23 protein-coding genes are annotated in these 22,624 nt (G+C 50.5%); 12 read left to right on the forward strand and 11 right to left on the reverse strand.

Features of this window, described 5'->3' with window-relative positions:
• Positions 1–34 precede the first annotated feature (34 nt).
• The 4 genes from ACFOE0_RS20865 (at position 35) to ACFOE0_RS20880 (ending at position 5,948) form a co-directional block, all read left to right on the forward strand.
• Positions 35–2,857 (forward strand): M16 family metallopeptidase, encoded by a 2,823-nt coding sequence (locus ACFOE0_RS20865; protein ID WP_248934475.1) that lies wholly within the window; start codon positions 35–37, stop codon positions 2,855–2,857.
• A 273-nt stretch (positions 2,858–3,130) separates the two neighbouring features.
• Positions 3,131–4,729 carry a glutamate--cysteine ligase gene (gene gshA, locus ACFOE0_RS20870; RefSeq protein WP_248934476.1) on the forward strand — a complete coding sequence of 533 codons (1,599 nt, stop codon included), beginning with the start codon at positions 3,131–3,133 and terminating at the stop codon, positions 4,727–4,729.
• Complete coding sequence (locus ACFOE0_RS20875; RefSeq protein WP_248934477.1) at positions 4,729–5,166, forward strand: hypothetical protein; 438 nt, start codon at positions 4,729–4,731, stop codon at positions 5,164–5,166. Before gshA ends, ACFOE0_RS20875 begins: the two co-directional genes overlap by 1 nt.
• Before the next feature lie 164 nt (positions 5,167–5,330).
• Entirely contained in the window at positions 5,331–5,948 is a 618-nt protein-coding gene (locus ACFOE0_RS20880) for a transglycosylase SLT domain-containing protein (RefSeq protein ID WP_115135300.1), read from the forward strand.
• 66 nt (positions 5,949–6,014) lie between these two features.
• On the opposite strand, the gene ACFOE0_RS20885 is transcribed toward ACFOE0_RS20880, so the two are convergent.
• The 4 genes from ACFOE0_RS20885 to ACFOE0_RS20900 all read right to left on the reverse strand — a co-directional run bounded on the left by ACFOE0_RS20885 (position 6,015) and on the right by ACFOE0_RS20900 (position 10,092).
• Positions 6,015–7,181, reverse strand: a complete 1,167-nt coding sequence (locus ACFOE0_RS20885) for a sensor domain-containing diguanylate cyclase (protein ID WP_248934478.1) — start codon at positions 7,179–7,181, stop codon at positions 6,015–6,017.
• Between the two features lie 212 nt (positions 7,182–7,393).
• A complete protein-coding gene (gene purK / locus ACFOE0_RS20890; protein ID WP_248934479.1) occupies positions 7,394–8,476 on the reverse strand; it encodes a 5-(carboxyamino)imidazole ribonucleotide synthase in 1,083 nt (360 codons plus the stop codon).
• Positions 8,477–8,481: 5 nt separating this feature from the next.
• A complete protein-coding gene (purE, locus tag ACFOE0_RS20895) occupies positions 8,482–8,973 on the reverse strand; it encodes a 5-(carboxyamino)imidazole ribonucleotide mutase (RefSeq protein WP_115135297.1) in 492 nt (163 codons plus the stop codon).
• A 780-nt stretch (positions 8,974–9,753) separates the two neighbouring features.
• Positions 9,754–10,092 (reverse strand): cytosolic protein, encoded by a 339-nt coding sequence (locus tag ACFOE0_RS20900; protein WP_248934480.1) that lies wholly within the window; start codon positions 10,090–10,092, stop codon positions 9,754–9,756.
• Positions 10,093–10,846: 754 nt separating this feature from the next.
• Here ACFOE0_RS20900 and ACFOE0_RS20905 point away from each other — a divergent pair.
• From ACFOE0_RS20905 to ACFOE0_RS20940, 8 genes are all read left to right on the forward strand, one after another.
• Positions 10,847–11,320 carry a hypothetical protein gene (locus ACFOE0_RS20905; RefSeq protein WP_248934481.1) on the forward strand — a complete coding sequence of 158 codons (474 nt, stop codon included), beginning with the start codon at positions 10,847–10,849 and terminating at the stop codon, positions 11,318–11,320.
• Positions 11,321–11,417: 97 nt separating this feature from the next.
• Positions 11,418–11,798, forward strand: a complete 381-nt coding sequence (locus ACFOE0_RS20910) for a hypothetical protein (protein ID WP_248934482.1) — start codon at positions 11,418–11,420, stop codon at positions 11,796–11,798.
• 110 nt (positions 11,799–11,908) lie between these two features.
• Complete coding sequence (locus ACFOE0_RS20915; RefSeq protein WP_248934483.1) at positions 11,909–12,385, forward strand: YcxB family protein; 477 nt, start codon at positions 11,909–11,911, stop codon at positions 12,383–12,385.
• A 71-nt stretch (positions 12,386–12,456) separates the two neighbouring features.
• Complete coding sequence (locus tag ACFOE0_RS20920; protein ID WP_248934484.1) at positions 12,457–12,951, forward strand: DUF3887 domain-containing protein; 495 nt, start codon at positions 12,457–12,459, stop codon at positions 12,949–12,951.
• 114 nt (positions 12,952–13,065) lie between these two features.
• Entirely contained in the window at positions 13,066–13,449 is a 384-nt protein-coding gene (locus tag ACFOE0_RS20925; protein ID WP_248934485.1) for a hypothetical protein, read from the forward strand.
• A gap of 74 nt (positions 13,450–13,523) precedes the next feature.
• Entirely contained in the window at positions 13,524–13,793 is a 270-nt protein-coding gene (locus ACFOE0_RS20930) for a hypothetical protein (RefSeq protein WP_248934486.1), read from the forward strand.
• Positions 13,794–13,870: 77 nt separating this feature from the next.
• Positions 13,871–14,305: a hypothetical protein gene (locus ACFOE0_RS20935; RefSeq protein WP_248934487.1), complete on the forward strand. Its 435-nt coding sequence runs from the start codon at positions 13,871–13,873 to the stop codon at positions 14,303–14,305.
• 119 nt (positions 14,306–14,424) lie between these two features.
• Positions 14,425–14,838 (forward strand): DUF7832 domain-containing protein, encoded by a 414-nt coding sequence (locus ACFOE0_RS20940; protein WP_248934488.1) that lies wholly within the window; start codon positions 14,425–14,427, stop codon positions 14,836–14,838.
• 508 nt (positions 14,839–15,346) lie between these two features.
• On the opposite strand, the gene hydF is transcribed toward ACFOE0_RS20940, so the two are convergent.
• From hydF to hydA, 7 genes are all read right to left on the reverse strand, one after another.
• Positions 15,347–16,603, reverse strand: coding sequence for a [FeFe] hydrogenase H-cluster maturation GTPase HydF (hydF, locus tag ACFOE0_RS20945; RefSeq protein WP_248934489.1), 1,257 nt, complete (start codon positions 16,601–16,603; stop codon positions 15,347–15,349).
• Entirely contained in the window at positions 16,587–17,738 is a 1,152-nt protein-coding gene (gene hydE / locus ACFOE0_RS20950) for a [FeFe] hydrogenase H-cluster radical SAM maturase HydE (protein WP_248934490.1), read from the reverse strand. The genes hydF and hydE overlap by 17 nt, the downstream gene beginning before the upstream one ends.
• Positions 17,735–18,370 (reverse strand): hypothetical protein, encoded by a 636-nt coding sequence (locus ACFOE0_RS20955; RefSeq protein ID WP_248934491.1) that lies wholly within the window; start codon positions 18,368–18,370, stop codon positions 17,735–17,737. The genes hydE and ACFOE0_RS20955 overlap by 4 nt, the downstream gene beginning before the upstream one ends.
• Before the next feature lies 1 nt (position 18,371).
• The gene (gene hydG, locus ACFOE0_RS20960) at positions 18,372–19,823 is read right to left on the reverse strand and encodes a [FeFe] hydrogenase H-cluster radical SAM maturase HydG (protein WP_248934492.1); all 1,452 of its coding nucleotides are present in this window, start codon (positions 19,821–19,823) and stop codon (positions 18,372–18,374) included.
• A gap of 124 nt (positions 19,824–19,947) precedes the next feature.
• A complete protein-coding gene (locus ACFOE0_RS20965; RefSeq protein WP_248934493.1) occupies positions 19,948–20,631 on the reverse strand; it encodes a cytochrome b/b6 domain-containing protein in 684 nt (227 codons plus the stop codon).
• Between the two features lie 14 nt (positions 20,632–20,645).
• Positions 20,646–20,963: an iron hydrogenase small subunit HydB gene (gene hydB, locus ACFOE0_RS20970; protein WP_248934494.1), complete on the reverse strand. Its 318-nt coding sequence runs from the start codon at positions 20,961–20,963 to the stop codon at positions 20,646–20,648.
• A 12-nt stretch (positions 20,964–20,975) separates the two neighbouring features.
• Entirely contained in the window at positions 20,976–22,208 is a 1,233-nt protein-coding gene (hydA, locus tag ACFOE0_RS20975) for an iron hydrogenase large subunit HydA (protein ID WP_248934495.1), read from the reverse strand.
• Between the last annotated feature and the right edge of the window lie 416 nt (positions 22,209–22,624).

Raw genomic sequence — 22,624 nt, forward strand, 5'->3', positions numbered from 1 at the left:
CTTAACAGAACAGAATTTTGACAAGGAGCTTTCAGTGAAGCGATTGTTACTGGCAGTAGCTGTATCTGCAGCATTGGCCGGGTGCGCCTCAGACACCCAGACATCCCGTCTGCCTGGAGGGGTAAAGCTGGTGGAGTCCAGTGTTACCCAGAATGCAGGTATCAGTATTCCCTATAAGAAGTACCAGCTGGCCAATGGCCTGACAGTGGTGCTCCATGAAGACAAGTCTGATCCTCTGGTGCATGTGGACGTGACCTATCATGTGGGTTCCGGCCGAGAAGTACCTGGCAAGAGTGGCTTTGCTCATCTGTTTGAACACATGATGTTCCAGGGCTCAGAAAACGTTGCCGACGAAGAGCACTTTAAAATTATCACTGAGTCCGGTGGCACCCTGAATGGCACCACCAATACTGACCGCACCAACTACTTTGAGACTGTGCCCAGCAACCAGCTGGAAAAAGTGCTCTGGTTGGAAGCTGACCGTATGGGGTATTTCCTGCCGGCGCTGACCGAAGAGAAGTTTGAAGTCCAGCGGGAAACCGTCAAAAACGAGCGTGCCCAGCGGGTTGATAACCGTCCTTATGGCCGCATGAATGAGCGTTTCTCCGAGGCGTTCTATCCCAAAGGCCACCCTTATTCCTGGCCTGTGATTGGCTGGCCGGAAGATCTGGAGCGGGCAGATGTTGATGATGTCCGCGCCTTCTTTGCCCGCTGGTATGGTCCCAATAACGCCACTCTGACCATAGGCGGCAGCTTTGATCAGGCTCAAACCCTGGCCTGGGTGAATAAGTACTTTGGTGATATTCCCCGTGGGCCGGAAGTTAAGGATATGGCCAGGACGCCGGTGACTTTGGACAAGACACGTTATATCTCCATGGAAGATGCGGTGCACCTGCCATTGATACGTGTGGGTTTCCCGACCGTTTATGCCCGTCATGAAGATGAAGCTGCACTTGATCTGCTGGCCACTATTCTGGGTGGCGGTCAAACATCCCTGTTTTACAAAAATCTGGTGAAAGATGGCTTTGCCGTGCAGGCGGGTGTCAGTCACCCCTGTCAGGAACTGGCCTGCCAGATGTTTATGTATGCCCTGGCCAACCCAGCCAAAGGCGGCTCGCTGACAGATATAGAAAAGCGTATCAACGAGTCTATCGCTGAATTTGAAACCCGTGGTGTGACTGATGAAGACCTGCAAAAAGCCAAGGTGCAGTCAGAGGCCAGAACCATATTCGGTCTGCAGAGTGTACGCGGCAAGGTGACGTCGCTGGCTTACAACCAAACCTTCTTCGGTAAGCCGGATATGATTGCCGAAGATCTTGAGCGATACTCCAGCGTCACCAAAGAAGATGTAATGCGGGTATTCAACAAGTACATCAAGGGCAAACCCAGTGTGGTGATGAGTGTTGTGCCCAAGGGACAGACTCAGTTGATTGCCCATGCGGATAACTATACGCCCGAGCGCGCCGAGCCTGTTGCCAGCACAGAGCAAGCCGCGGCTGCCAAGCCAGCCAGTTCGGGCTTTGACCGTTCTGTTCGTCCTGCCGAAGGCGCTGCACCTGTGATGACAGTGCCTGAACTGTGGACTGGCGCGTTGGCCAACGGTATTCAGGTGATGGGCACTGAGAGTGATGAAACACCAACGGTTGAGCTGCTTATCTACCTCAATGGTGGCCATGATCTGGTGCCGGTCGACAAATCAGGTCTGTCTGCGCTGACTGCCTCCATGATGAATGAGTCAACGGCAAAGCGCAGCACAGAGGAACTTACTCAAGCGCTGGAGATGCTGGGTTCCTCCATCAGCTTTGGTTCCAGTGGCAACCAGAGCACCATCAAGGTGTCGGCGTTAACAGAAAACCTGCCACAGACCATGGCAATTCTTCAGGAAAAACTGTTTGAGCCAGGCTTTAAAGAGGCTGACTTCCAGCGTCAGAAACAGCAGATGCTGCAGGGGCTTCAGCACCAGCTCAATGAGCCTGATTATCTTGCCAGAACCAACTTTGCCAAACTGCTTTACGGTGATAAGAACCCCAAAGGGGTAGGCGCCAGCCTGAAAACCGTCTCCGGATTGACCCTTGACGATGTGAAAGCCTTCTATAAAGCGCAGTACCGTGCCGGTAACGCTGAAGTCGTGGTGGTGTCGGATCTGGATAAAGCTCAGATACTGCCGCAGCTTGCGCCACTGGCTAAATGGCAGGGTAAGGCCACACCTATACCTGAGCAGGGGCCATTACCTGAGCTGCAGGGAGGCACTATATACATAGTTGATAAACCCGGCGCTGCCCAGTCAGTGATTATGCTGGGTAAAAGGGCGATGCCATTTGATGCCACAGGTGAGTACTTTAAGGCTGAGCTGATGAACTATCCTCTGGGGGGCGCGTTCAACAGCCGGATTAACCTCAATCTGAGGGAAGATAAGGGTTACACCTATGGTGCCCGCAGTGGCTTCAGTGGCAAACAGGATTCGGGCACTTTCGTCGCCAAAGCCAGTGTACGCAGCGATGTGACTGACAAGTCGCTGGTGGAGTTTATCAAGGAGATAAACCACTATCAGCAGCAGGGGATAACCGAAGAGGAGCTGGCCTTTATGCGCAGTTCAATCTCTCAGGGGAAGGCGCTGGATTATGAGACCCCTTATCAGAAAGCCGGGTTTATCCGCTCGATTCAAAAGTACGATCTCGCCGCTAATTATACCGCCAAACAGGCGAAGATTATCGACACCATAGGTAAGGCTGAGTTGGATCAACTGGCCAAAGATAACCTGAATCTGGGCGAGATGGTGATGCTGGTGGTAGGTGATAAAGCCAGTATTCAGCCCGGACTGGAGGCGCTTGGGTACCCGGTTAAGGTGATTAAGTAAAAGTGAACCTATAACTAACTATCCGGGAATTTGTGATCCTGGATAAAAATTTGCGCCGGGCATTGTAATCATTATCATTGCCCTCATATATGCAAGACGGCGACAGTTAAGCACTGTCGCCGTCTGTTTTTGTAGGTGTCATCGTCAGTCGCTGATTTTCAGTAAAAGAGTTTTACGTTTTAGCTGAATAGAAATACTTGCTGGCCGTGTCTGATACTTATATTTTGAAGCATTGCGCAGGTTCATTGTCAGTCCGGGTTGGCCGAGCAGTCTATGAACCCAATTAGAGAGAAGGTTAACTTGAAGTCATTCAATGCGTTGATAGATTACCTGGCCACTGATGCCGGGCGTCGTGCTTTGGCAGGTATTCACAGAGGGATAGAGCGGGAAGCTCTGCGTGTTTTACCCGAGGGCGAACTGGCACAGGATCCCCATCCAGAGGTGCTGGGCAGCGCCCTGACTCACTCGCGAATTACCACTGACTACAGTGAAGCTTTGCTGGAATTTATTACTCCGGTCAGTAAAAGCATTAATGAACTGCTGGATGGCCTGACTCAAACTCATGCATTTTCGGTACGTAACCTCAATGGCCAGCAACTGTGGCCGGTGAGCATGCCCTGTTTCGTTGGCGACGAGGCCGATATCCGCATTGCTCAATATGGCGACTCCAATATCGGTAAAATGAAGACCCTGTACCGTAAAGGGTTGACCTACCGATATGGTGCCCTGATGCAGATCATCTCCGGGGTGCATTTTAACTTTTCCGTGTCCGATGAACTGTGGACACTGCTGTACGAGAACAGTGACAAATCACTGAGCCGCGAAGATTTTATTTCAGAACGTTATTTCGGTCTGATCCGCAACTACCGCCGCAGTGTGTGGTTGCTGCCATACCTGTTCGGGGCGTCTCCTGCGCTGTGCAGCTCCTTTGTGAAGGGACGCGAGTCCGATATTCCCTTTAACAAAACGGATGACGGCACCCTGTATCTGCCCTATGCGACTTCTCTGCGCATGAGTGATTTGGGCTATACCAACCACGAACAGGATAAGCTGAATATCAGCTACAACTCCCTGGGCGAATACCTGACCGGCATGCGTGCGGCGATTCGTATGCGGTCGGAAAAATTTGCCCGTATCGGCGTGAAAGTGGATGGCGAATATCGCCAGCTTAACGACAATATTCTGCAGATTGAAAATGAATTTTATGCTCCTATCCGTGCCAAACGGGTTGCCGCCAGTGGTGAGAAACCCTCTGAAGCGCTGGAGCGTGGTGGCGTTGAATATATCGAAGTGCGGGCGTTGGATGTTAACCCATTCAGCCCGGTAGGTATTGAAGAAAGCCAGATTCGGATATTGGATCTGTTCCTGCTTTACTGTCTGCTGGCCTCATCAGAGCCCTTCGATAAGGTTGAAGAGCAGCAGGTATCACTGAACCTGAATGCTGTGGTACTGGAAGGCCGTAACCCTGAGCTGATGCTGAGCAACAAGGGCGAGACGATCAGTTTGCGCGACTGGGCCGGTGATATCTTCGATGCCATGGAGCGTCTGGCTACACTGCTGGATATTCAGGGCGATGAGTATCAACAAGCTGTTGCCCAGTGGCGACAGGCGGTTCAGAACCCGGACAAGACACTGTCAGGCAGAGTGATGCAGGCATTGTCCGAGCCAGGCATGAACAATGGCAGTTGGGTGAAGGGCCTGGCCCGGGAATACACCCAGTATTTTACCAACTATCCGCTGACCCCTGAGCAGCTTGAGGATTATACTCAGGCCGCCGCTGAGTCGATTGCCCGCCAGCGGGATATCGAAGCTCTGGACAAAGTGGGCTTTGATGAGTTTCTCGCCGACTACTTCGGGGATATCAGAGATTGATGGCAGCAGGCAGAGTGAAAGGGTACCTGTTAGCCGGTGTCATGGCTGCAGTCCTGGCTGGCTGCGCCTCAGAGCCGAAGCAGGCTGAAGATTGCGGTCGCTTCTCTGCCTATCTTGAGCCGCCAGCCTCTGAAAACCTGTACGGGGCGCTGGTCACCCATATTGATGGCAAACCGGTTATCTCCCAGCCCAACTATAAACTGGCACCGGGGCGTTATACCCTGACGCTGGTGGAGTTGATCCATGCTCCTGGGATGGATGTTCCTCTTAATGCCCGTAAAACCAAGACCTTGTCGCTGGATTTGAAAACCGGCGAGCGACTGCATCTGGCGGCGAAATACCTGCCAGAAGGTCAGGGCGAAGGCTTCTGGGAGCCGGTTGTCTGGCAAACCGATAAAGCCAGATGTGTATTGCCCAAAGTACTGGTTAATCAATAACAGAGTACTGCACCGCCCGGTCGTGGCGGTGCTTCTGTATGCCAACCTTCTATGAGGATTGGTATTACCTCATCAAATTCAAGTATCTGCATTGCAACCTTGGCCCGGGTTTGTGACACTAACAAGCAGTGTTAACCCTGATGACAAGCGATTGGTATATAACCATGAACTGGACCTTGCGTGCCATGATGGCATTGGCCTTACTGCAATTGGCTGGATGCGCCAATTCTCCTCCAAGAGAACCTGAAAATATCTGTGCGATTTTTACCGAGCACAGAGACTGGTATGACGCCGCCAAAAACACCCGTGAAAAGTGGGGCGTGCCTGTGCATGTGCCTATGGCCATGATGTATCAGGAAAGCTCCTTTAAGCATAATGCCGCGCCGCCTATGGAGTATTTCCTCGGTTTTATCCCTATCGGCCGGGCCAGCAGTGCTTACGGTTATGCCCAGGCCAAAACCATCACCTGGGATGATTACACCCGGGAGACAGGTAATTCCTGGTCCAGCCGCTCAAACTTCGACGATGCCATGGATTTTATGGGTTGGTTTATCTACAAGAGCCATAAGATCAACGGGGTATCAAAGTGGGATGCCAGAAACCAGTACCTGAATTATCACGAAGGCTGGGGTGGCTATAAGCGAGGTTCTTATAAGTCCAAGAAATGGCTGATCAATGTGGCCGCCAAGGTGGACGCCAGATCCCGCCGTTATGCTGCCCAGTACAATCAGTGTAAAGAGGATTTGGATAAGTCCTGGCTGTGGCGCCTGTTCTTTGGGTAAGCTAGTGTGGGATAAATTACAGGAAACAAAAAACCAGCCATTTGGCTGGTTTTTTTAGCTTTGGGCTCAGGCAATTTCCTGCGCTTTCAGCATCCGCTTCTGGGAATACATAGCCTGATCAGCCTGTTTGAAGGCCTTGCTCCAGTTATTGACGAAGGGGGCCAGACCGGCGCTGAACCTCACCGGATAGCCGGGTTGAGAGTCCAGACTGGCACGGATCTCACTGAGTTCCATGGTGACAGACAGGGGCGAACCATGGCGCAGCACAACAAATTCATCACCGCCAAAACGCGCCAGCAGTGCCTGCTCTCCCCAATACTGTTTGAGGGTGTCGGCCAGTTTAATCAGGGCTTTATCACCGGCCTGATGGCCATGCTCATCGTTCAGGGACTTGAGGTTATTCATATCGATCACCACCAACTGGCACTCCTGGGCATGGTCTTTGGACCAGGCCATCAACAGCTCCTGAAAGCGGGTGCGATTATAGAGTCCGGTCAGGCTGTCACGGCTGGCCAGCTCAGCGATTTGACGTGACTTGTGATACAGGCTGATGGCGTTGCTGGCCTCATGGGTCAGAATGCTCGCCAGACTCTGATCATAACTGCCGTAGGCATCCAGTTGACTGCTGTCCAGATTCATCATGGCGTACAGCTTGCCATTGACATAGATAGGGGATGACAGGGTGGAGAGTATCGGCTTATGAGCCGCATTCATCAATGCATCCTGCTGGGCCTGAGTGAAGCTGGTTTCAGCATTCATGCCGCGCATATCATTGATGGTGACCACACGGTCGCACTTGCCCTGGGTCAATCGATAGGAGAATGAGTTGGCCAGTGGCAGCTGCAATGATTGCAGCAGGGCCAGATCCATGCCGATGGCAGTCTGAAACTTCAGGGTTTGGGTCTCTTCATCCAGGATCAGAATACAGCCCATTTCGGCACCGGGTACCAGATCCACCGAGCGACGCAGCAGAGCTTCAAGGAACTCAGGCTCATTTTCATAGTTACTGGACAGCCCCATGAGTTCATAGGTGGTTTGATTCACCTGAACCACTTTTTCCAGGTGCTTGCACATATCGTTCAACTTGCGCTGGCACACCACATAATCCAGTCCCCAGCACAACAGATAGCAGGAGATAGCAACACCCAGCAGTGTCCAGGGAATGTTTGCCGGACCCAGAACCACCAAAAACAGGCCGACAAAAATCACCAACGGCATAACCAGATAAAACATATGGTGCCGCAGATCATTGTGCCTTAATTTGACCGGTTTGAGATTGTGCTTGTCCAACGAAAAAGTGCCCGCATAAGATAAAGGGAAATCGGGGGGATTATAGCGTCGACAATAGGTTTTTCGGCTCGGGAGAAACATGATGTGCTGCACAGTTTCAGTCTGTGCGAACAAAAAAAAAGCAGCGCCAGGCGCTGCTTGTTCTGTGATGAATATCAATCCTGAAGTTCGTTCATAATCCAGGACAATGGTGCCTGATACTGCTCTGGCATCCAGGTTTGCAACGCCAGCAGTGCATCTATGACTTCAGCATTGTCGGAGGCATCGAGATTCAGGTGACCCACCTTACGGCCGGGACGAACCTCTTTGTTGTACCAGTAGAGTTCGGCACCGGGAATGCTCAGCCAGTTGCTGTCATGGTCAACCCCAATCAGGTTCACCATGGCGATGGGCAGAGCCGGTTTAAGCTCAGGTATCGGCAGTTTCGCCAATGCTCTCAGGTGCAGCTCGAACTGGCTGATATGACAACCTGCCTGGGTCCAGTGTCCTGAGTTGTGAACCCTTGGCGCCAGCTCATTAACCAGCAGCGTATCGCCCACACGGAAACACTCCATCGCCATCACGCCCACATAATTGAGGGCATCCATAATCCGGCTCAACATAGCTTCCGCTTTGGCTTGCAGAGGGCTTAAACGGGTCAGGGGGGAGATAGAGGCCATCAGGATACCATCCTGATGCAGGTTCAGCGCCAGCGGATAAAAGTGACATTTGCCATCTGCGCTGCGAGCGCCCACCAGAGACACCTCTTCATCAAAGTTGATAGCCTGCTCGGCAATGGCTTGATTGCGCCAGTCCGCAGGAATTGAGATGTTTTCTGCCTGCTTCAGCCAGTGCTGACCTTTGCCGTCATAGCCGCCGGTACGACGCTTCAGCAGCACCCGCTCACCATAGGCGTTATGCAGCTCGGCTTCCTCGGTCTGGTCTTCAACCAGTTCCCAGGGCGCAGTGGCCACGGCCAGATCATCCAGCAGGCTCTTTTGGGTGTACCGGTCGGCCAGACGGCCAAATACCGGACCATTGATAAAGTTGGGGTGTTCACTGAGCTGACGGCTCAGACAGGACTCAGGCCACTGCTCGCGCTCGGCGGTGATAATATCATCGGCGGCCAGTGGCAGCTTCTCTTCTGAGGGGGACATGATATCCACGGGGCGAACATCCAGTGCCAGGGGCATACCGGCATGACGCATCATAGCACCCAGCTGACCATCGCCCAGCACCCAAATCTTAGCTGTTGCCATCTGGATTACTCCTCCCGTGGGTCTGGATTGTCCAGGATGGTCTGGGTTTGCTCGGTGCGGAAAGCGTCTACACGGGCAGCCAGCTCTGAGTCGTTGTTGGCCAGCATCTGGCAGGCCAGCAAACCGGCATTGAAGGCACCGGCAGTACCAATGGCCAGGGTGCCTACCGCCACGCCTTTTGGCATCTGGACTATGGAGAGCAGGCTGTCCATACCGGACAGAGCCTTGCTTTGAACCGGTACGCCAAGTACTGGCAGACGGGTTTTGGAGGCGATCATGCCTGGCAGGTGTGCTGCGCCACCGGCGCCGCCAATGATCACCTGATAGCCTTTATCGGCGGCTGTTTCAGCAAAGCTCATCAGCTTATCCGGGGTGCGGTGGGCGGAGACCACTTCCACATGATAGGGGACCTGCAGCTTATCCATAATTTCTGCTGCGGCTTCCATGGTGGGCCAATCACTCTTTGATCCCATGACAACAGCTACCAAAGGTTGCATGTTCACTCCTTACTCAGGGTTTTTATATGTTTTTGGGTACAGATGTGGCATTGGCTGCAATGATTGCCTTCATTGCATCTCGCTTTGCTTTAGTGGCCGCAATGATAGTGTTTATTGCATGTCACCCTGCAGTGGCGTCGGCAATGCCCTGTTGGCGCGCAATAATATCATGTTGGTGATTTGATTTTGTTTTTTGCTGGAGAATAGAGTGTACGGATTTTGAGACACTGGACGTGTCGGTCTTATTGTTGGTGCTGCGCAGCAAGCTGCCTGCGACAGAGCATTGCCAAACTGCGTTTGGCGGAATGGTGTTTTGTCCCTGCGGGACATGCCGCTTGCCAGCGGGTTAAGTTGTTTCCACTTGTCGTGTGGGAAGGTGACTCGCCAAGCTTCGCTTGGCAGAACATCGTGGAGCTTCGCCCCACACCCGACCAAGAGGGGATCAACAGCAATTCCCTCTTGGATCTCCCTTGCCGCCCCAACCGACACTGACGACTCCTCAGGCTCATTTCGAAAATTGGCTAACGCGACAAACGCTCGTCCATGATTCGATGTCGCTGCCTCGGCATCCATGCCTCGCTACGCCATTTTCTCAATCGCCTTCGGCAGTGTCGGACGGGGAATTGGTGTATTCCTCCAGCTCGGAGTTGCACCATTCCTTCTCAGGGATACAGCTTGCGAGTTACCAGCAGGATTGCCTTACTTATTGAAGCCAGGATCTCGCTCCGATCAATTCTTCAATTTCAACGTACTCAACTTACTCAACGAACGGAATAATTTTCAGTCCATTCGGGTGATAAAGGTTTGCTCGTCATCCACAAAAGCCACAAAACCGCCATGATAGATAAACACCCGACCACGCCCTTCAACCAGGCAAGCAAGCATTGGGTCTAAATCTTCTTCGTTATCCTGACTTTGAAAAGTGCCTGTGTCAGTGATTGTGCCGCTGAGTGTAGACAAATATCCGTAAGAGCGCCTGGCTTGATCAATCAGGTTCAATTCGCTGGCGGTAGAGAAGCAAGAGGGGATCGTACCGGCTTCTTCAATAAAGATAGTTTTCAGTTCTTCAAAAGCTGTGATCACCAGCCAGTCGATGCCGTTAACATGATGGATAAACATAGAGTTTCTCGGTAATTCTGATGTGGCGATTTTACCACTATCAGGAAAGAAGGCAGTAATAGTTGAGATCTAGCTGTCAAAGGCGGTAATACTTTGCTCTCTGGGCTTTCTCTAGCCCAACCTGAATCACGTATCTGCTCCAAAGTTGGTTTTGGCCTAGTTCTCAATTGGCTAGCTTGATATACATGATTGATGAGGGTGCCAAACCATAACGGAAAATGACCATTAGAGAAGGAAAAGAGGCAATCGCCTCCTTTTTTATCTCAAACGGAAAAGCGACTCCATGACCGCGCTGTAGAGGTGGCTAAGTGACTTATATCGCGTTTATGAACACTGTGCTGAGTTGACCTTTCATGATCAATTTAGGTGAATCCGGATGAAATCTGATCAAGAGATAGGGCTATTGGTCATCATGTTCTCCAATAAGCCTTTTAACACTGGGCAAGCATACAGTTTTATTTGGATTTTAATGGATTGTAATCAACTTTTTGGCAGCAGGTGGCACGGTTTTCACCCGAGTGAGTTTTAAACATCTCTTTTAATCATGCCGATAGATGAGCAGCTTGAAAAATAACAGGCCAATGAGAAGGAGATAATGTGCCAGCACGCTTTTACTCAAAGTTTAATCTGGACTTTTGTTGCCACGCTGTTGAATAATTGATCAAAACAGTGGCACAGTTTTCACTGGTCTGATGTGACAAACGAGCATGCATACTGTACAAATGTTATGTGTCTCTGAGTAGTAGGTAGTAAATTGAAAAAGGTAATACCAGCTGAATTTGGATTCAAGTTAAAATCTCACAGGACATTTCGAGAATCTGTAAGTAGCGTTGATAGCGTCAAAGAGAAAATCCTCGAAAAAATAAATGGAGAGGTGCTGATTTCCTTTGAATTCAACGGAGAAGCGCTATCGTTGCAATTCAAAAACGAACTGTTCTTGAATGTAAAAGTAGGACTTGATGCGATTGAATGGCAAGTATCAGAGATACCAGATGTGACGACGTCATTATCGGAACAATCGAATATACTTTTTCAATTTGAGAACGATGTACGAATAGAGTGGGATATTCTAAATATATTAGAAGGTTTTATTGGTAAACAGGTAGCGGTATCACCAAGTGATCAACTTTTGTTTATATTCACAAAAGGTGGGGTTGAATATATGTTTTCTTCAGCTTGTGAAATGGGTGGTAGAAAAAAATCTTACTTGTGTTTGGGAGAAGTGTAGTGATGTCTACACATAACAAGCGCAATCACGTGGATCAATTTTACGCTGCGCTCCAAATTGCCCTGTGTTGAGGGCGTTAGTAGCCTAGGAGGCTTTGTTGCAATTTGACGAGCTAAAGTCAGTGCTAGATATAGAGAATGAAAATGAGTTAATTCTTCTATCGCCAAATTGGAAAGTTACGCAACTTCCAGTTAGTGAAAGTGGTTACTGGATCTTAGAAGAGCAGTTTCATGAAGTCTTTTCAGTTATTGGAGAGTACCAAGGCAATGAAAAGGTGTTTGCTTTCGAGACGTTTGAGCGGGTTTGTAAAACCACAGGTGTAGTTAAAAGGCTAAATTCCGAGTTCAACTTAAATTGGACTAGCTTTAACAATTTCCAGCAGTCTACAGATATCCTGAGCTTCTATTTAGTGCCCCCAAGTTTAAGCTGGGTGTTTTACGGTAACAGAGACTATTGCCTATTTGCTAAAGGCTACTAACAAGTTAATTAAACAATGGGCGCAAAATAGTAGGCTTGCGCTCATTCTTCGCTTAGTTTAGCCTGCTATTTTTCGCCGTTTATTAAGGCGTTATGCCCTACGAGGTCTGAATGGAGTGTAGTTACACATTAACTGAATCTGAGCTTGTAAACGCGCTTCAGCTTCACGGAAGAGGTACCAATAGAACATTAATCGTACTTGCTATCGTGGGCATCGCTTTAGTTCTTATAGGTATCTTCACTGAGTTGAAGACTATTGACTTTGGTGGAGCTGCTGGTGGGCTTATTGGGTATTTCGTGACAGTGTTCCTAATAATCCCGTCTAATGCTAAGAGACAGTACGAGCAAAATCGCGCTTTACGTGGCGAAATGCATATTTCATTTTCAGAGCAACTAGTTGAGTTCAAAGCCGAAACTGGCGAGAGCAAATTGAAGTGGAGTGATATCCATAAATGGAAATATCGTGATGGCATGTATCTTTTGTACGTCACTAGCAATATGTTTTATATGGTTCCATCAAGGGTGCTAGAGAACGAAAATGAACTATCGAATTTGTTGCTTAAACACGTGGGCCCCAAAAAGGCATAACAATCACAAGCTCGTGGACTTGCTAAAAGCTGGCTAGTGTTGTGGGCGTTAAACAGACATAGGATACTTTTGTGCAGAATTCAAATATCGTAATAATTTTACTTTTAGTTCTAAATTTGTGTGCGACAATTTGGTTTGGCGCTTTATCAAATAAAGGAGCAAATGACACAGTTCAAATGGAAAATATTACATTTGAATTACCAAAGCTTATCTCAGAAAAAGTTAGGGAGGATATAAGCTCTAGTATCATTGAAAATTTTAACGATAGAAATTATGAAGAGCTATACAACATATTTGGTCCTGCCGCAAAAGCACAAATAAGCAAAGAAAAATCAAATGAAGCAATGCGTAAGATGGTTGATTATTTTGATTCAATTTTTACGGCAGCTTATACTCATTCGGAAAAATTGTCTCAAAATGGTGATACGCAATATTTAACTCTGTATTACACCGTTAAGTTATCTGAACGTAGTAAATTCGGCCAATCTGGTACTTTAAAGGTTACCTTGGCGGTTCGCGGCAATGAATATGAGATTTATGGGTTTCGTATTAATGCGGAAGGGTAAATGCTTAACAAGCCAATTAAGGGCGGGCGCATAACACACTTGGCTTTCGCTCCTTCGTCGCTAATTTTAGCCAAGCATTTTTGCGCCTATTAGTAAGGCGTTAAGTAGAAATCCGTGAATAGACACTGGAAAGAATTTAAAGACTTCGGAGGTGTAGAACTCAATGACACCTTCGTTCTTTCATGGGGTTTTCAATCGGATATATTGACATTGAACTTACTCGTAAGCCTGTGGCCAGAAAGTCCTCACTACGAACCTCCTAAAGAGCATGAGTTTACTTGCTATAAAGAAGGCAAGCTCATATTTCATGCAGTGCCAAGTGTGGAAGGCTTTAAACCCATGGAAGATGTACTACCAACCGAAGACCCTGATGGCTCCGTAGACTACGGTTCGATTGATGATTTATATGAAGATGGCAACGGTACTTGGTTAATAGCTAGCGATTTTGGCGAATTTAAATTTAGGAGTAGTGGCTTTGATTTCACAGTTGCTACTTAACAAGCAAAGGCAGCATCAGCCCTTCGGGCTGCACGCGCTAACGCGCGCCGCTGCTTTGGGCGTTAGGAGTCCACATGGATAAGACTAAGCTCACAATGTGTCGTGCTGTGGAATACTTACTAAAAGACCTCTGTGTTGAATGGGGCTTTTGTATTCCCACCAGTGACGCCGAAAGAATTAAAGCGAAGGAGTTTATAGAAGCTGATAGCTTTGCATGTGAGGTCCTGAGCGCTGAAGGCATGAATCCAGAGTACGAAGTGCAGTGGCGAAAGAAAATCCGCAATAGGTTTATTGAACAATTTGGCCAGGAAATAAGTAGTAGTGAATTCAAGCAAAAACCTTAACAATACTAGCCAGATGGAACAAAAAAGCGCCGTTTCACGTCACTTTTTCATCCCCTGCTGGAGGTGTTAGTTGTCTTATGAAAATTGAAACTCTCCAAGAGTTGGACAAATTAAAATTTGGGTCGTCGAAAGAAGACGCGCTCAAATTATTTGGTGAGCCTGATGTTATAGAAAACGAAGGTGGTAAATATGGAATTACAGCTGAAGTCTGGGAGTATAAAAAAACTGGTATAAGGTTAGACTTCGATCCTGATTTTAATTTTATCTTGGTAGGAGTTTTTGTTTATACCCCGAAAATAAGCCTCAATGGCTTTTATCCGATTGGACTAACAGAGCAAGAATTACTTGGCCATTATCCAACTTTAGAATTAGAAGTTAAAGACGGTCAATTTTCTGACTATGTTGATAACTCTAAAGAGTTATTCTTCTTGAAGGACAATATCGTAAAACGTGTTGATGTGTTGCCGAAAATATCAGACTACCTTGAACGGTTTGGTGGCTACGACAACTAACAAACGTTTTAACCAAGGGATGCAATACAGAAGGCTTGTGCTCTTTCGTCGCTAATTTTAACCTGCTATTTGGCGCTGATTAAGCGGGTGTTATGTGTGAGAAATGAAAGGTATTCAAAATGAAGTACGATGATGCCAGTTGGCACTCAGAAGGCGATTTCCCACAGAGCTCTCCTCCTGAGTTCGGAGGCACCCATATTGCCCTCTACCTCAGGTGGTGCTTCTGTAAAGGTTGGGCTGGTGAGATCCACACCGAAGATTACCCTGAGGTAGTCGAGCAGGTCATCGATGGCATCAAATCAGCTACTGAGTTCTTCTTCGAATACTGTGATGGTAAGTTCACAGATGAAGACCTATCTGATGACGGGAACCATTTCACAGAGCTGTACTATGGTGACAACGGCCTATATCTTGGTGACTACTCCATGCACTTTGATGAGCTCTGCTATGTGGCTCCCGAGGACAAGCATGATTTCAAGAAGTTCAGTGAAATGGTGGAAAACCGCCTCAAGAGTGGCAAGTTAACCGAGTAGTATATAGGCAACACATAACCAGTAGTTGCACCGGACCGTACGCGCTGGAATGAGCATTGTTTAACGCTTCGCTACCAGTCTCCTTCCACCATTATGGCCGGTAAAGTTGGTCGTTATCTCTACCTGACTCCAAAGTAACTCTTGTCCCCAAGTGAGTTACACCAAAGCTGCAGGTTTCACTAAGTCCCCGTCCGAAGTTGCCGGAGGGAAATGGCTGCAATAGCAAGTCCCGTCATGGATGATGGGGCAGTCACCGTTGATACAGGGATGTGGAATCGGTGGCGGTTGCGTAATTGAAGTCATTTAACGATGGATAACAACTTCGGTTGGGGTGTCCTTGGGGTTGTTAGGGGTATTGGACAAGCAATACCCCTGACCCGGGTGAAGCCTGGAAGGCTTCGATTTCGGCCAAGCGAAGCCTGGCTAATCAACCAGCCGAAGGCACAGTGGCAGCGGAATCCCACGATAACTCTCCGCGTTAGCGGTAAGCCCCGCTGGGGCTTCACAACTAAAGCAAATGCGCCAAAGGCGCCACCACCCGACCCATCACTCCCTGTAACTTAGAGATCGCCACACCATAATTGGTCATCGCCACACCCCGCCGTTCACACTCCCGGATACGACGTATCATCTCAGTACGATTGAGCATGCAGGCGCCGCAGTGGATCACCATGGCGTACTTCTCCAAATCGTCCGGGAAGTCGTGGCCTGATACCACATCAAAAGTCAGTTGCTTACCGCTGACCTGACGAATCCAGTTTGGCAGTTTCACCCGGCCGATATCATCCTCCTGCACATTATGGCTGCAGCCTTCGGCAATCAGGATCTGGTCACCATCTTTGAGTTTATCCAACTGCTCAGCGCCTTTGACCAGGGGGCCTATATCCCCTTTAAAGCGGGCGAACAGGGTGGAGAAGGTGGTGAGAGGAATTGACTCAGGCACTATTTCGGCCACCTGCTTGATCACCTGGGCGTCTGAGATGATCAGCGCCGGCGGCTGGCTGAATTTATCCAGAGCGGCGGGCAGCTGTGTCTCTTTGACCACCATGGCCATGGCATTGCAATCCAGCGCCTCTCTGAGTACCTGAACCTGTGGCAGAATTAACCGGCCCTTGGGGGCGGCGGCATCTATGGGAGTCACACAGATAATGGCGTCGCCGGGCTGATACAGGTCGCCTGCCAATACAGGCTCAGCCTTCAGCTCTGCCGGGGCCAGTTCTACCATGATGCGCTTGAGCTCTTTGCCGCCCAGGCCGGAAGTGGAGGACACGGCAATACAGGGCAATTTGCGGGCGCGGCAGAAGGCGATATCTTCCGCTTTGGGCGAGCAGATATCGGCTTTGTTGAACACCACCAAAGTGGGCAGCTTCATCTGCTGCATCTCATCCATCAATTCGGTTTCGCAGGCGGTCAGGCCCTGCTCGTCAATCACCAGCAGCGCCATATCGGCACGGATCATCACCTTGCGGGTGGCCTGAATGCGCAGGGCTCCCAGTTCACCCTCATCATCAATCCCCGCGGTATCGTAAAAGGTGACCGGGCCAAGTGGCAGCAGCTCGTAAGGTTTGGCCACCGCGTCTGTGGTGGTGCCCTTGGTGTCGGAGACGATGGAGATCTGCTGACCTGTGAGCATATTCAGCAGTGAAGATTTACCGGCATTGCGGCGGCCCACCAGGACGACTTGATAACGCATGCCCCTGGGAGTTGAAGATAAGGGGGCTTGTGGGTTGTTTGCCTGCTCGGCAGGGTTAATACCTTGGCACATATGGGTTCCTCAAGGCATCACCCCGGGCATTGGATGCAACCAGCCCAAGGTGAGAGATTTGTTGTTTTAGCGCGCTCAGTCGTGCCTGCAGGGTATCGCTGGCGCTGTTCTTGCCCGGGTAGATGTTGTAACTGGCGTACACCTGCTGCGGGGTGAATGAGGGCATCACCACATTGCAGCCCAGCGTCAGCCCTTGCAGGCGGGCACCGGGTTGAATGGCATCCAGCGAGCTGGTGGCAGGAATATTGGCGTCCGGGTTCATCAGTCTGAGAATGGCGCTGACTCTGTGGCTTTTACGGACATCACCATTGGGGCTCTGGTGCAGCGGGGTTTGCTGGTGGGCGACAAAGGGGCCACAGGCCAGCATGTCGAGTTGCATCCCTGTGAGCGTCAGCAGATCCCGGGCGAGGATCTCATCTGTCATGCCGGGCAGATCGGTGATTACGCCTGAGCCGGTTTGGTAGCCCAGTTGCTGAATGCGTTTAAGCCGGGCAAGGCGCTCGTCATAATCCGCACCGATCCGGCTGTTGGCATCAGGACGGCTGGCGGCACTGGGACGGCTGGCGGAAAACAGCTCCCGGTCGAAGGTTTCCATCTTCAGCAGGTATCTGTCAGCCCCTGCTTCACGCCACAGCGCCAGTTCCTCATGGTGTCTGTCTCCCAGCGACAGGGTAATGGCCAGCTGGTACCGGGATTTTATCTGGCGGATCAGCCTGGCGATGATATCGGCTTTGTAAGTGAAGTCGTCACCGGACTGGAGCACCACAGTGCCCAATCCGGATTCCGCTATCAGGGCAACGGCGCTGAGGATCTGTTCAGGGGTAAGCCGGTATCTCTCCACCTTGCGGTTGGCGGCCCGCAGGCCACAGTAATGGCAGTTGTTGCGGCAGAAGTTGGAAAACTCCACGATTCCCCGCAGATACACCTGGTTGTTAAAGGCCTGGCGGTTAACCCTGGCAGCGGCAGCAAACAGCCAGTCATCATCGTCGCCTTTCAGCAGCCTGACAATCTCGCTCTGGCTGAAGGCCTGACTCTCAGTAAATGCCTTGCCCTGTGACTCAGCCCGGTAAGCCTCTTGCTCACCTGTTGACTGCCTGGTGGCCTCTGCCACGGACCAGGAGCTGGGTAGTGTCATGAAGCCTGCTCTCGGTCCGGCGTCAGCATCCAGATATCGTGAGCGGCCTGGCGACACTCCTCCAGATAACGGCTGACTGCAATCAACCAGGGGGACGCATCAAGCTCCTCAGGGGCAATACCTGACTTGAACCACAGCTGCAGTGTGCCCGGCTTAAGGCCCAGTGCCACAGTATCCAGTTCCAGCCAGAGACCTTCTGCAGACGTGTGTCTGCTGTGGGCATACTGACCGGCCAGCAGGGTGTCGCCGATCAGCATGACAGGTTGCAGGGGCAGGGCCTGGCAGGTGTGCAGGTCGACCGCAGTCGGCGAGAGCAGCTTTAACTCGCTGCACCACTGGCGTGACTGGCGGAACAGTTCATCCACCTGCTCGGAATAGAGTCCGGGGCGCAGAATGCGGGAGAACTCATCCCGCCACTGGGACTGGGCTTCCAGTTTAATCAGGGTCAGGTGTTTAAGGTCTCCACCGAGCAGCCTGTCTCTGAGCAGCTCATCCACAGCGCCGGAGGCGAAATTACTGTAGAGGGCGGCGTGCATTACAATATCTTCGGCGCTCTGCAACAGTGTCAGCAGGCGTTCCGTATCCAGTCCAGGGGTTAATGTAACTCCGGCAATCATGTTTAAACTTTCCATATTACAAATAGATATCCCGCTGACCTGCATCGGTTTTATCCAAACATCCTTTGACGTTGCGGGCACGTGCGGGGCTCATTTTGGCCAGTTCGCGCTCAATCAGTTCGTTACCGGCGACCCGGGTTTTGTCGCAGGCGTAGTCATTCAGATATTCACGGAAGGTGATCAGCGCATTGGGCTGGCAGAACTTGCCAATAAACTGCTGCTTGGCCAGGCCCATAAAGTGGTCGCCGGTGCGGCCTTTGCGATAACAGCCGGTACAGAAAGAGGGCACTGAGTCAGACTGGGTGACCAGTTCATAGATGATCTCTTCCATCTCCCGGTGATCCCCCAGGCTGAACTGTTCGGCGTCATGCTGAGACGCTTTATTACTGGCATCCTGACTGGCCTGATAGCCACCGGGTGCGGTGCGGCTGCCAGCACTGATCTGGGACACGCCCAGCTCCAGCAGCTCTTTACGCAGCTCTGCACTTTCACGGGTGCTCATAATCAGGCCTGTGTAGGGCACGGCCAGGCGGGTGATGGCAACGATGCGCTTAAAGCACTCATCATCCACCTCATAGGGTGGCTTCTCACTAAGCTCTGAGCCGTGAGCCGGTTCAATACGCGGGAAAGAGATGGTATGGGGGCCGACACCACAATCCTGTTCCAGCTGCTGCACATGGGTGAGCATGGCCAGCAGTTCAAATCTGTGGTCATACAAGCCAAACAGGGCACCGATACCCACGTCGTCAATATCCGCCTCCATGGCTCTGTGCATGGCGTACAGACGGAACAGATAATCCTTCTTTTTGCCTTTCAGATGAACCTGCTCGTAGGTCTGTTTGTGGTAGGTTTCCTGGAAACACTGGTAGGTGCCAATGGCAGCGGTTTTCAGAATTTTGAAATCTTCAGTGCTCATAGGGGCACAGTTGACATTGATGCGACGGATCTCGCCGCCCTTGCCATCTTTGACGCTGTACATGGTGTTGATACTGTCGACGATGGAATGCACATTGTTGCGGGGGTGCTCGCCGTACACTGCCAAAATACGCTTGTGCCCCATCTGTTCCAGGATCTCCACCTCTTTGCGGATCTCATCTTCCTTCAGGGTCTTGCGCTTGAGTTCATGGTTGTCGGCATTAAAACCGCAGTAGCTGCAGCTGTTGGCGCAATGGTTGGAAATATAGAGCGGGGCAAACAGCACGATGCGGTTGCCATAGATGATGTTCTTTATCTCCCGGGCAACGGCGAACATCTCTTCATCCAGTGACTTGTCCTGGTTCTGCAGCAAAATTGCCGTGTCTTCTATGCTCAGCCCTTCGCACTGGCGGGCTTTGTCCAGTACAGCCCGAACCTGGTCGGCAGAGGGGGCTGAGGCTCGGTTAATGGCATCCCAAATCGCGTTATCGTCGATAAAGCTGGTGTTGGGGTCATAGTCGCGGATGCAAATATCGTGGTGATGTGAAGTCATAACCGATTAATAACTCTTGCTGGGCTTGGAAACTTGCCGACATCCCCGGCAATCGCCAGAGATGTCGGCAAATTCCCACAACAACAGCAGGCTAATATCAGCCTGCTGTTGTTTGAGATGCTGATTACTTACCGGAAGCGGGTTCACCATTGGCCGTTACAGGCACGATCTCTTTTTCCACCCACAGTGGGGTGTACTCGGCCGCATCATGGTATGGCACATTGCCGTGAACCATCATCGCCTTGAAGTCGTCGAAACGGTAAACCGCCAGGAACAGGTGCACAGGCAGGAAGGCTGTCAGCACCAGACCGGAAATCAGGTGTGCCTGACCTAGGAAGTACACTACGTCGCGTGGCGCAGCATGTGGGATCAGCCAAAGTACCAGGCCGGACAGGATCAGAATGGTGCCGCCAATCAGTACGCAGGCACCGAACAGCTTCTGACCTGAGTTGTACTTGTTCATTGGAGGAACAGGGACTTTCTTGCCCAGCAGGAACTTCTGTGGGTAACCGCCCAGCACCATAAACCACTTCACATCACGGCCGGAGAAGCTGAACACACGGGATACAAACAGTACCACGCGGTCAAAAGCCATCAGGGTGAAGGCTACGGCATCCAGCGCCATCACCACACCGGCGATAATGTGAATGTCATAGGTCAGTTGCATACCGGCCTGGGACAGAGGCTTGAAGTACAGCAGCAAGCCGGTCGCTGCCAGCGGCAGAAAGCTGAGCAGCAAAATGTAGTGGAAAATACGAACATTCAGCGGGTGCTTCTGAATGGGTCTCATATCATGTTGGTGAGTCATCCTGGTTTCTCCAATCAAGACAGCTTGGTACGGTCAACAAAGTGAGTGTGCAGCAGGTCGTGGGACAGGTGCCCCAGTGGCTGACCACCGAACTCTTTGTAGTACTTTTCAACGGCCGGGTTGGCGTGGCTTACCCGCAGTTTGGCAATGGCATCGTCCTTGTACAGGCCCTCAGTACGGGCTTTGATGTACTCGTTACGACGTTCCAGTTTGCTGGAGAACCAGCCCACAGGCAGTGCCAGCGCCGCGGTAAAGGCTGCACCAATGGCAATAAATTTACGACGGGACAGGAAGAAGCTGTCTTCGGCGAACAAATAGCTTTTCTTGCTCATGAGAATTCCTTATCAGATATTGCCAAGCCAGGAAGAACCTGTGCCTTCAATAGGTTGACCACCACCATTGATACAGCCACCGGCGCAGTTCATCACTTCGATAAAGTGATACTTGGAGGTGCCTGCCATCACGTCACGCAGCACGGGCTCAATGTTGTTGCCCATGTCGTGAACCACGGCCACGTTAACTGTGACGTTCTGGCTCAGTTCATTATCAAACAGGGTGACTGACGCTTCTTTAACGCCCTTGAGACCACGAACAGGTTCAAATTCCAGCTTGGCCATTTCGGAGCCGGTCAGCACCTTGTATGCAGTACGCAGCGCTGCTTCCATTACCCCGCCGGTCACACCAAAGATGGTGCCTGCACCTGTGTACTCGGAGAACAGACTGTCGCCTTTGTACTCAGGGGTGCTGGCCAGATCGATATCCAGCATTTTGAACAGCTTTGCCAGTTCGCGGGTGGTCAATACTGCATCCACATCCGGATACTCGGCGGCGCGGGAACCCTGCTCTTTGTGGTATTTCCAGGCATCGTTGAATTCTGGGCGGGAGGCTTCCACCTTCTTGGCGGTACATGGCATCACAGAGACAGTGAAGATCTTCTCCGGCTCCATATCGTAAATCTTGGCGCCATAGGTCTTGGCCACTGTACCTGCCATCTGCTGAGGAGATTTGGCTGTAGACAGATTAGGCAGCAGGCTTGGGTAGTTGGTTTCCAGATAGCGTACCCAACCCGGACAGCATGAGGTGAACTGTGGCAGGGCTCCGGCATTTGGGTCGCCCTTTACCGTGGCGTGCAGGCGGTGAATAAACTCGCTGCCCTCTTCCATAATGGTCAGGTCGGCAGCGAAGTTACAGTCAAAGATTCTGAAACCGGCTTTGTTCATGGCGCCGTACATCTTGCCGGTCACCAGAGAGCCGGTACCCAAACCAAACTCTTCACCAATAGCAACCCGCACAGAAGGGGCTGGAATAGCAACGACAGTGGTGTTTTTGTCGGCCAGTTTCTTAATGACGGTTTCAATGGCGCTGTGGGTTTCTTCGATGGCATTGAATGGGCAGTTCACCAGGCACTGGGCACAACCAACACACTTGTCCTGGTCGATGGAGTGGGCAGCACCGGATGCGCCTTCAATCGCATTGGTCGGGCAGAACTTCTTACAGGCATCACAACCTTTACACTTAGATGCATCAATCTTGATCAGCCCCTGGATTTCACCGGGTTGATAGGTGGTAGCAGTCATAGTCTTTTGCGTTCCTCATCCACAACCTCAATTGCAGGAATTGAAAGGTTGTTTAGTGTTTATGACAACAGCTGTTTTATTGTTTGTTTTTATAAAGCGGGCTGAATATAGGTGAGCGCAAAAATATCAAAATTGAGTTAGGTCAATATTTAAGTCTGTTCATATTTGTTTTAGGGTTAATTCATATCTTTTTGTGACTCTTATCGTTAATACTTATTTTTAAATTAGTAATATCGAAATTTCAATTGTCACAAGTCGTTGGTTTTAAAGGGTTTTGGTTGGTCTCGGTAAGCTTTATTAGAATCTGTGAACTAACGCTTGATTCTGCCTTTATGTCAGTGGTTTAGAGTTTTTTTGGGATAAATATGGACAAGTTGTCTGACCAAAATGTCCCAGCTGAATATATAAATAAAAGG

Source organism: Shewanella submarina (assembly GCF_042646185.1).
Taxonomy (GTDB): Bacteria; Pseudomonadota; Gammaproteobacteria; order Enterobacterales; family Shewanellaceae; genus Shewanella; species Shewanella corallii.

Bases quoted from the DNA above. Each gene is read 5' to 3' on its own strand.
- ACFOE0_RS20965 (WP_248934493.1), bottom strand. From the start codon at position 20,631: ATGACTCACCAACATGATATGAGACCCATTCAGAAGCACCCGCTGAAT.
- ACFOE0_RS20900 (WP_248934480.1), bottom strand. From the start codon at position 10,092: ATGTTTATCCATCATGTTAACGGCATCGACTGGCTGGTGATCACAGCT.
- ACFOE0_RS20875 (WP_248934477.1), top strand. From the start codon at position 4,729: ATGGCAGCAGGCAGAGTGAAAGGGTACCTGTTAGCCGGTGTCATGGCT.
- ACFOE0_RS20935 (WP_248934487.1), top strand. From the start codon at position 13,871: ATGAAAATTGAAACTCTCCAAGAGTTGGACAAATTAAAATTTGGGTCG.
- purE (WP_115135297.1), bottom strand. From the start codon at position 8,973: ATGCAACCTTTGGTAGCTGTTGTCATGGGATCAAAGAGTGATTGGCCC.
- hydA (WP_248934495.1), bottom strand. From the start codon at position 22,208: ATGACTGCTACCACCTATCAACCCGGTGAAATCCAGGGGCTGATCAAG.
- ACFOE0_RS20940 (WP_248934488.1), top strand. From the start codon at position 14,425: ATGAAGTACGATGATGCCAGTTGGCACTCAGAAGGCGATTTCCCACAG.
- ACFOE0_RS20915 (WP_248934483.1), top strand. From the start codon at position 11,909: ATGGAGTGTAGTTACACATTAACTGAATCTGAGCTTGTAAACGCGCTT.
- hydG (WP_248934492.1), bottom strand. From the start codon at position 19,823: ATGACTTCACATCACCACGATATTTGCATCCGCGACTATGACCCCAAC.
- hydE (WP_248934490.1), bottom strand. From the start codon at position 17,738: ATGACACTACCCAGCTCCTGGTCCGTGGCAGAGGCCACCAGGCAGTCA.
- ACFOE0_RS20880 (WP_115135300.1), top strand. From the start codon at position 5,331: ATGAACTGGACCTTGCGTGCCATGATGGCATTGGCCTTACTGCAATTG.
- ACFOE0_RS20885 (WP_248934478.1), bottom strand. From the start codon at position 7,181: ATGTTTTATCTGGTTATGCCGTTGGTGATTTTTGTCGGCCTGTTTTTG.
- gshA (WP_248934476.1), top strand. From the start codon at position 3,131: ATGAACCCAATTAGAGAGAAGGTTAACTTGAAGTCATTCAATGCGTTG.
- ACFOE0_RS20955 (WP_248934491.1), bottom strand. From the start codon at position 18,370: ATGGAAAGTTTAAACATGATTGCCGGAGTTACATTAACCCCTGGACTG.
- purK (WP_248934479.1), bottom strand. From the start codon at position 8,476: ATGGCAACAGCTAAGATTTGGGTGCTGGGCGATGGTCAGCTGGGTGCT.
- ACFOE0_RS20930 (WP_248934486.1), top strand. From the start codon at position 13,524: ATGGATAAGACTAAGCTCACAATGTGTCGTGCTGTGGAATACTTACTA.
- hydF (WP_248934489.1), bottom strand. From the start codon at position 16,603: ATGTGCCAAGGTATTAACCCTGCCGAGCAGGCAAACAACCCACAAGCC.
- hydB (WP_248934494.1), bottom strand. From the start codon at position 20,963: ATGAGCAAGAAAAGCTATTTGTTCGCCGAAGACAGCTTCTTCCTGTCC.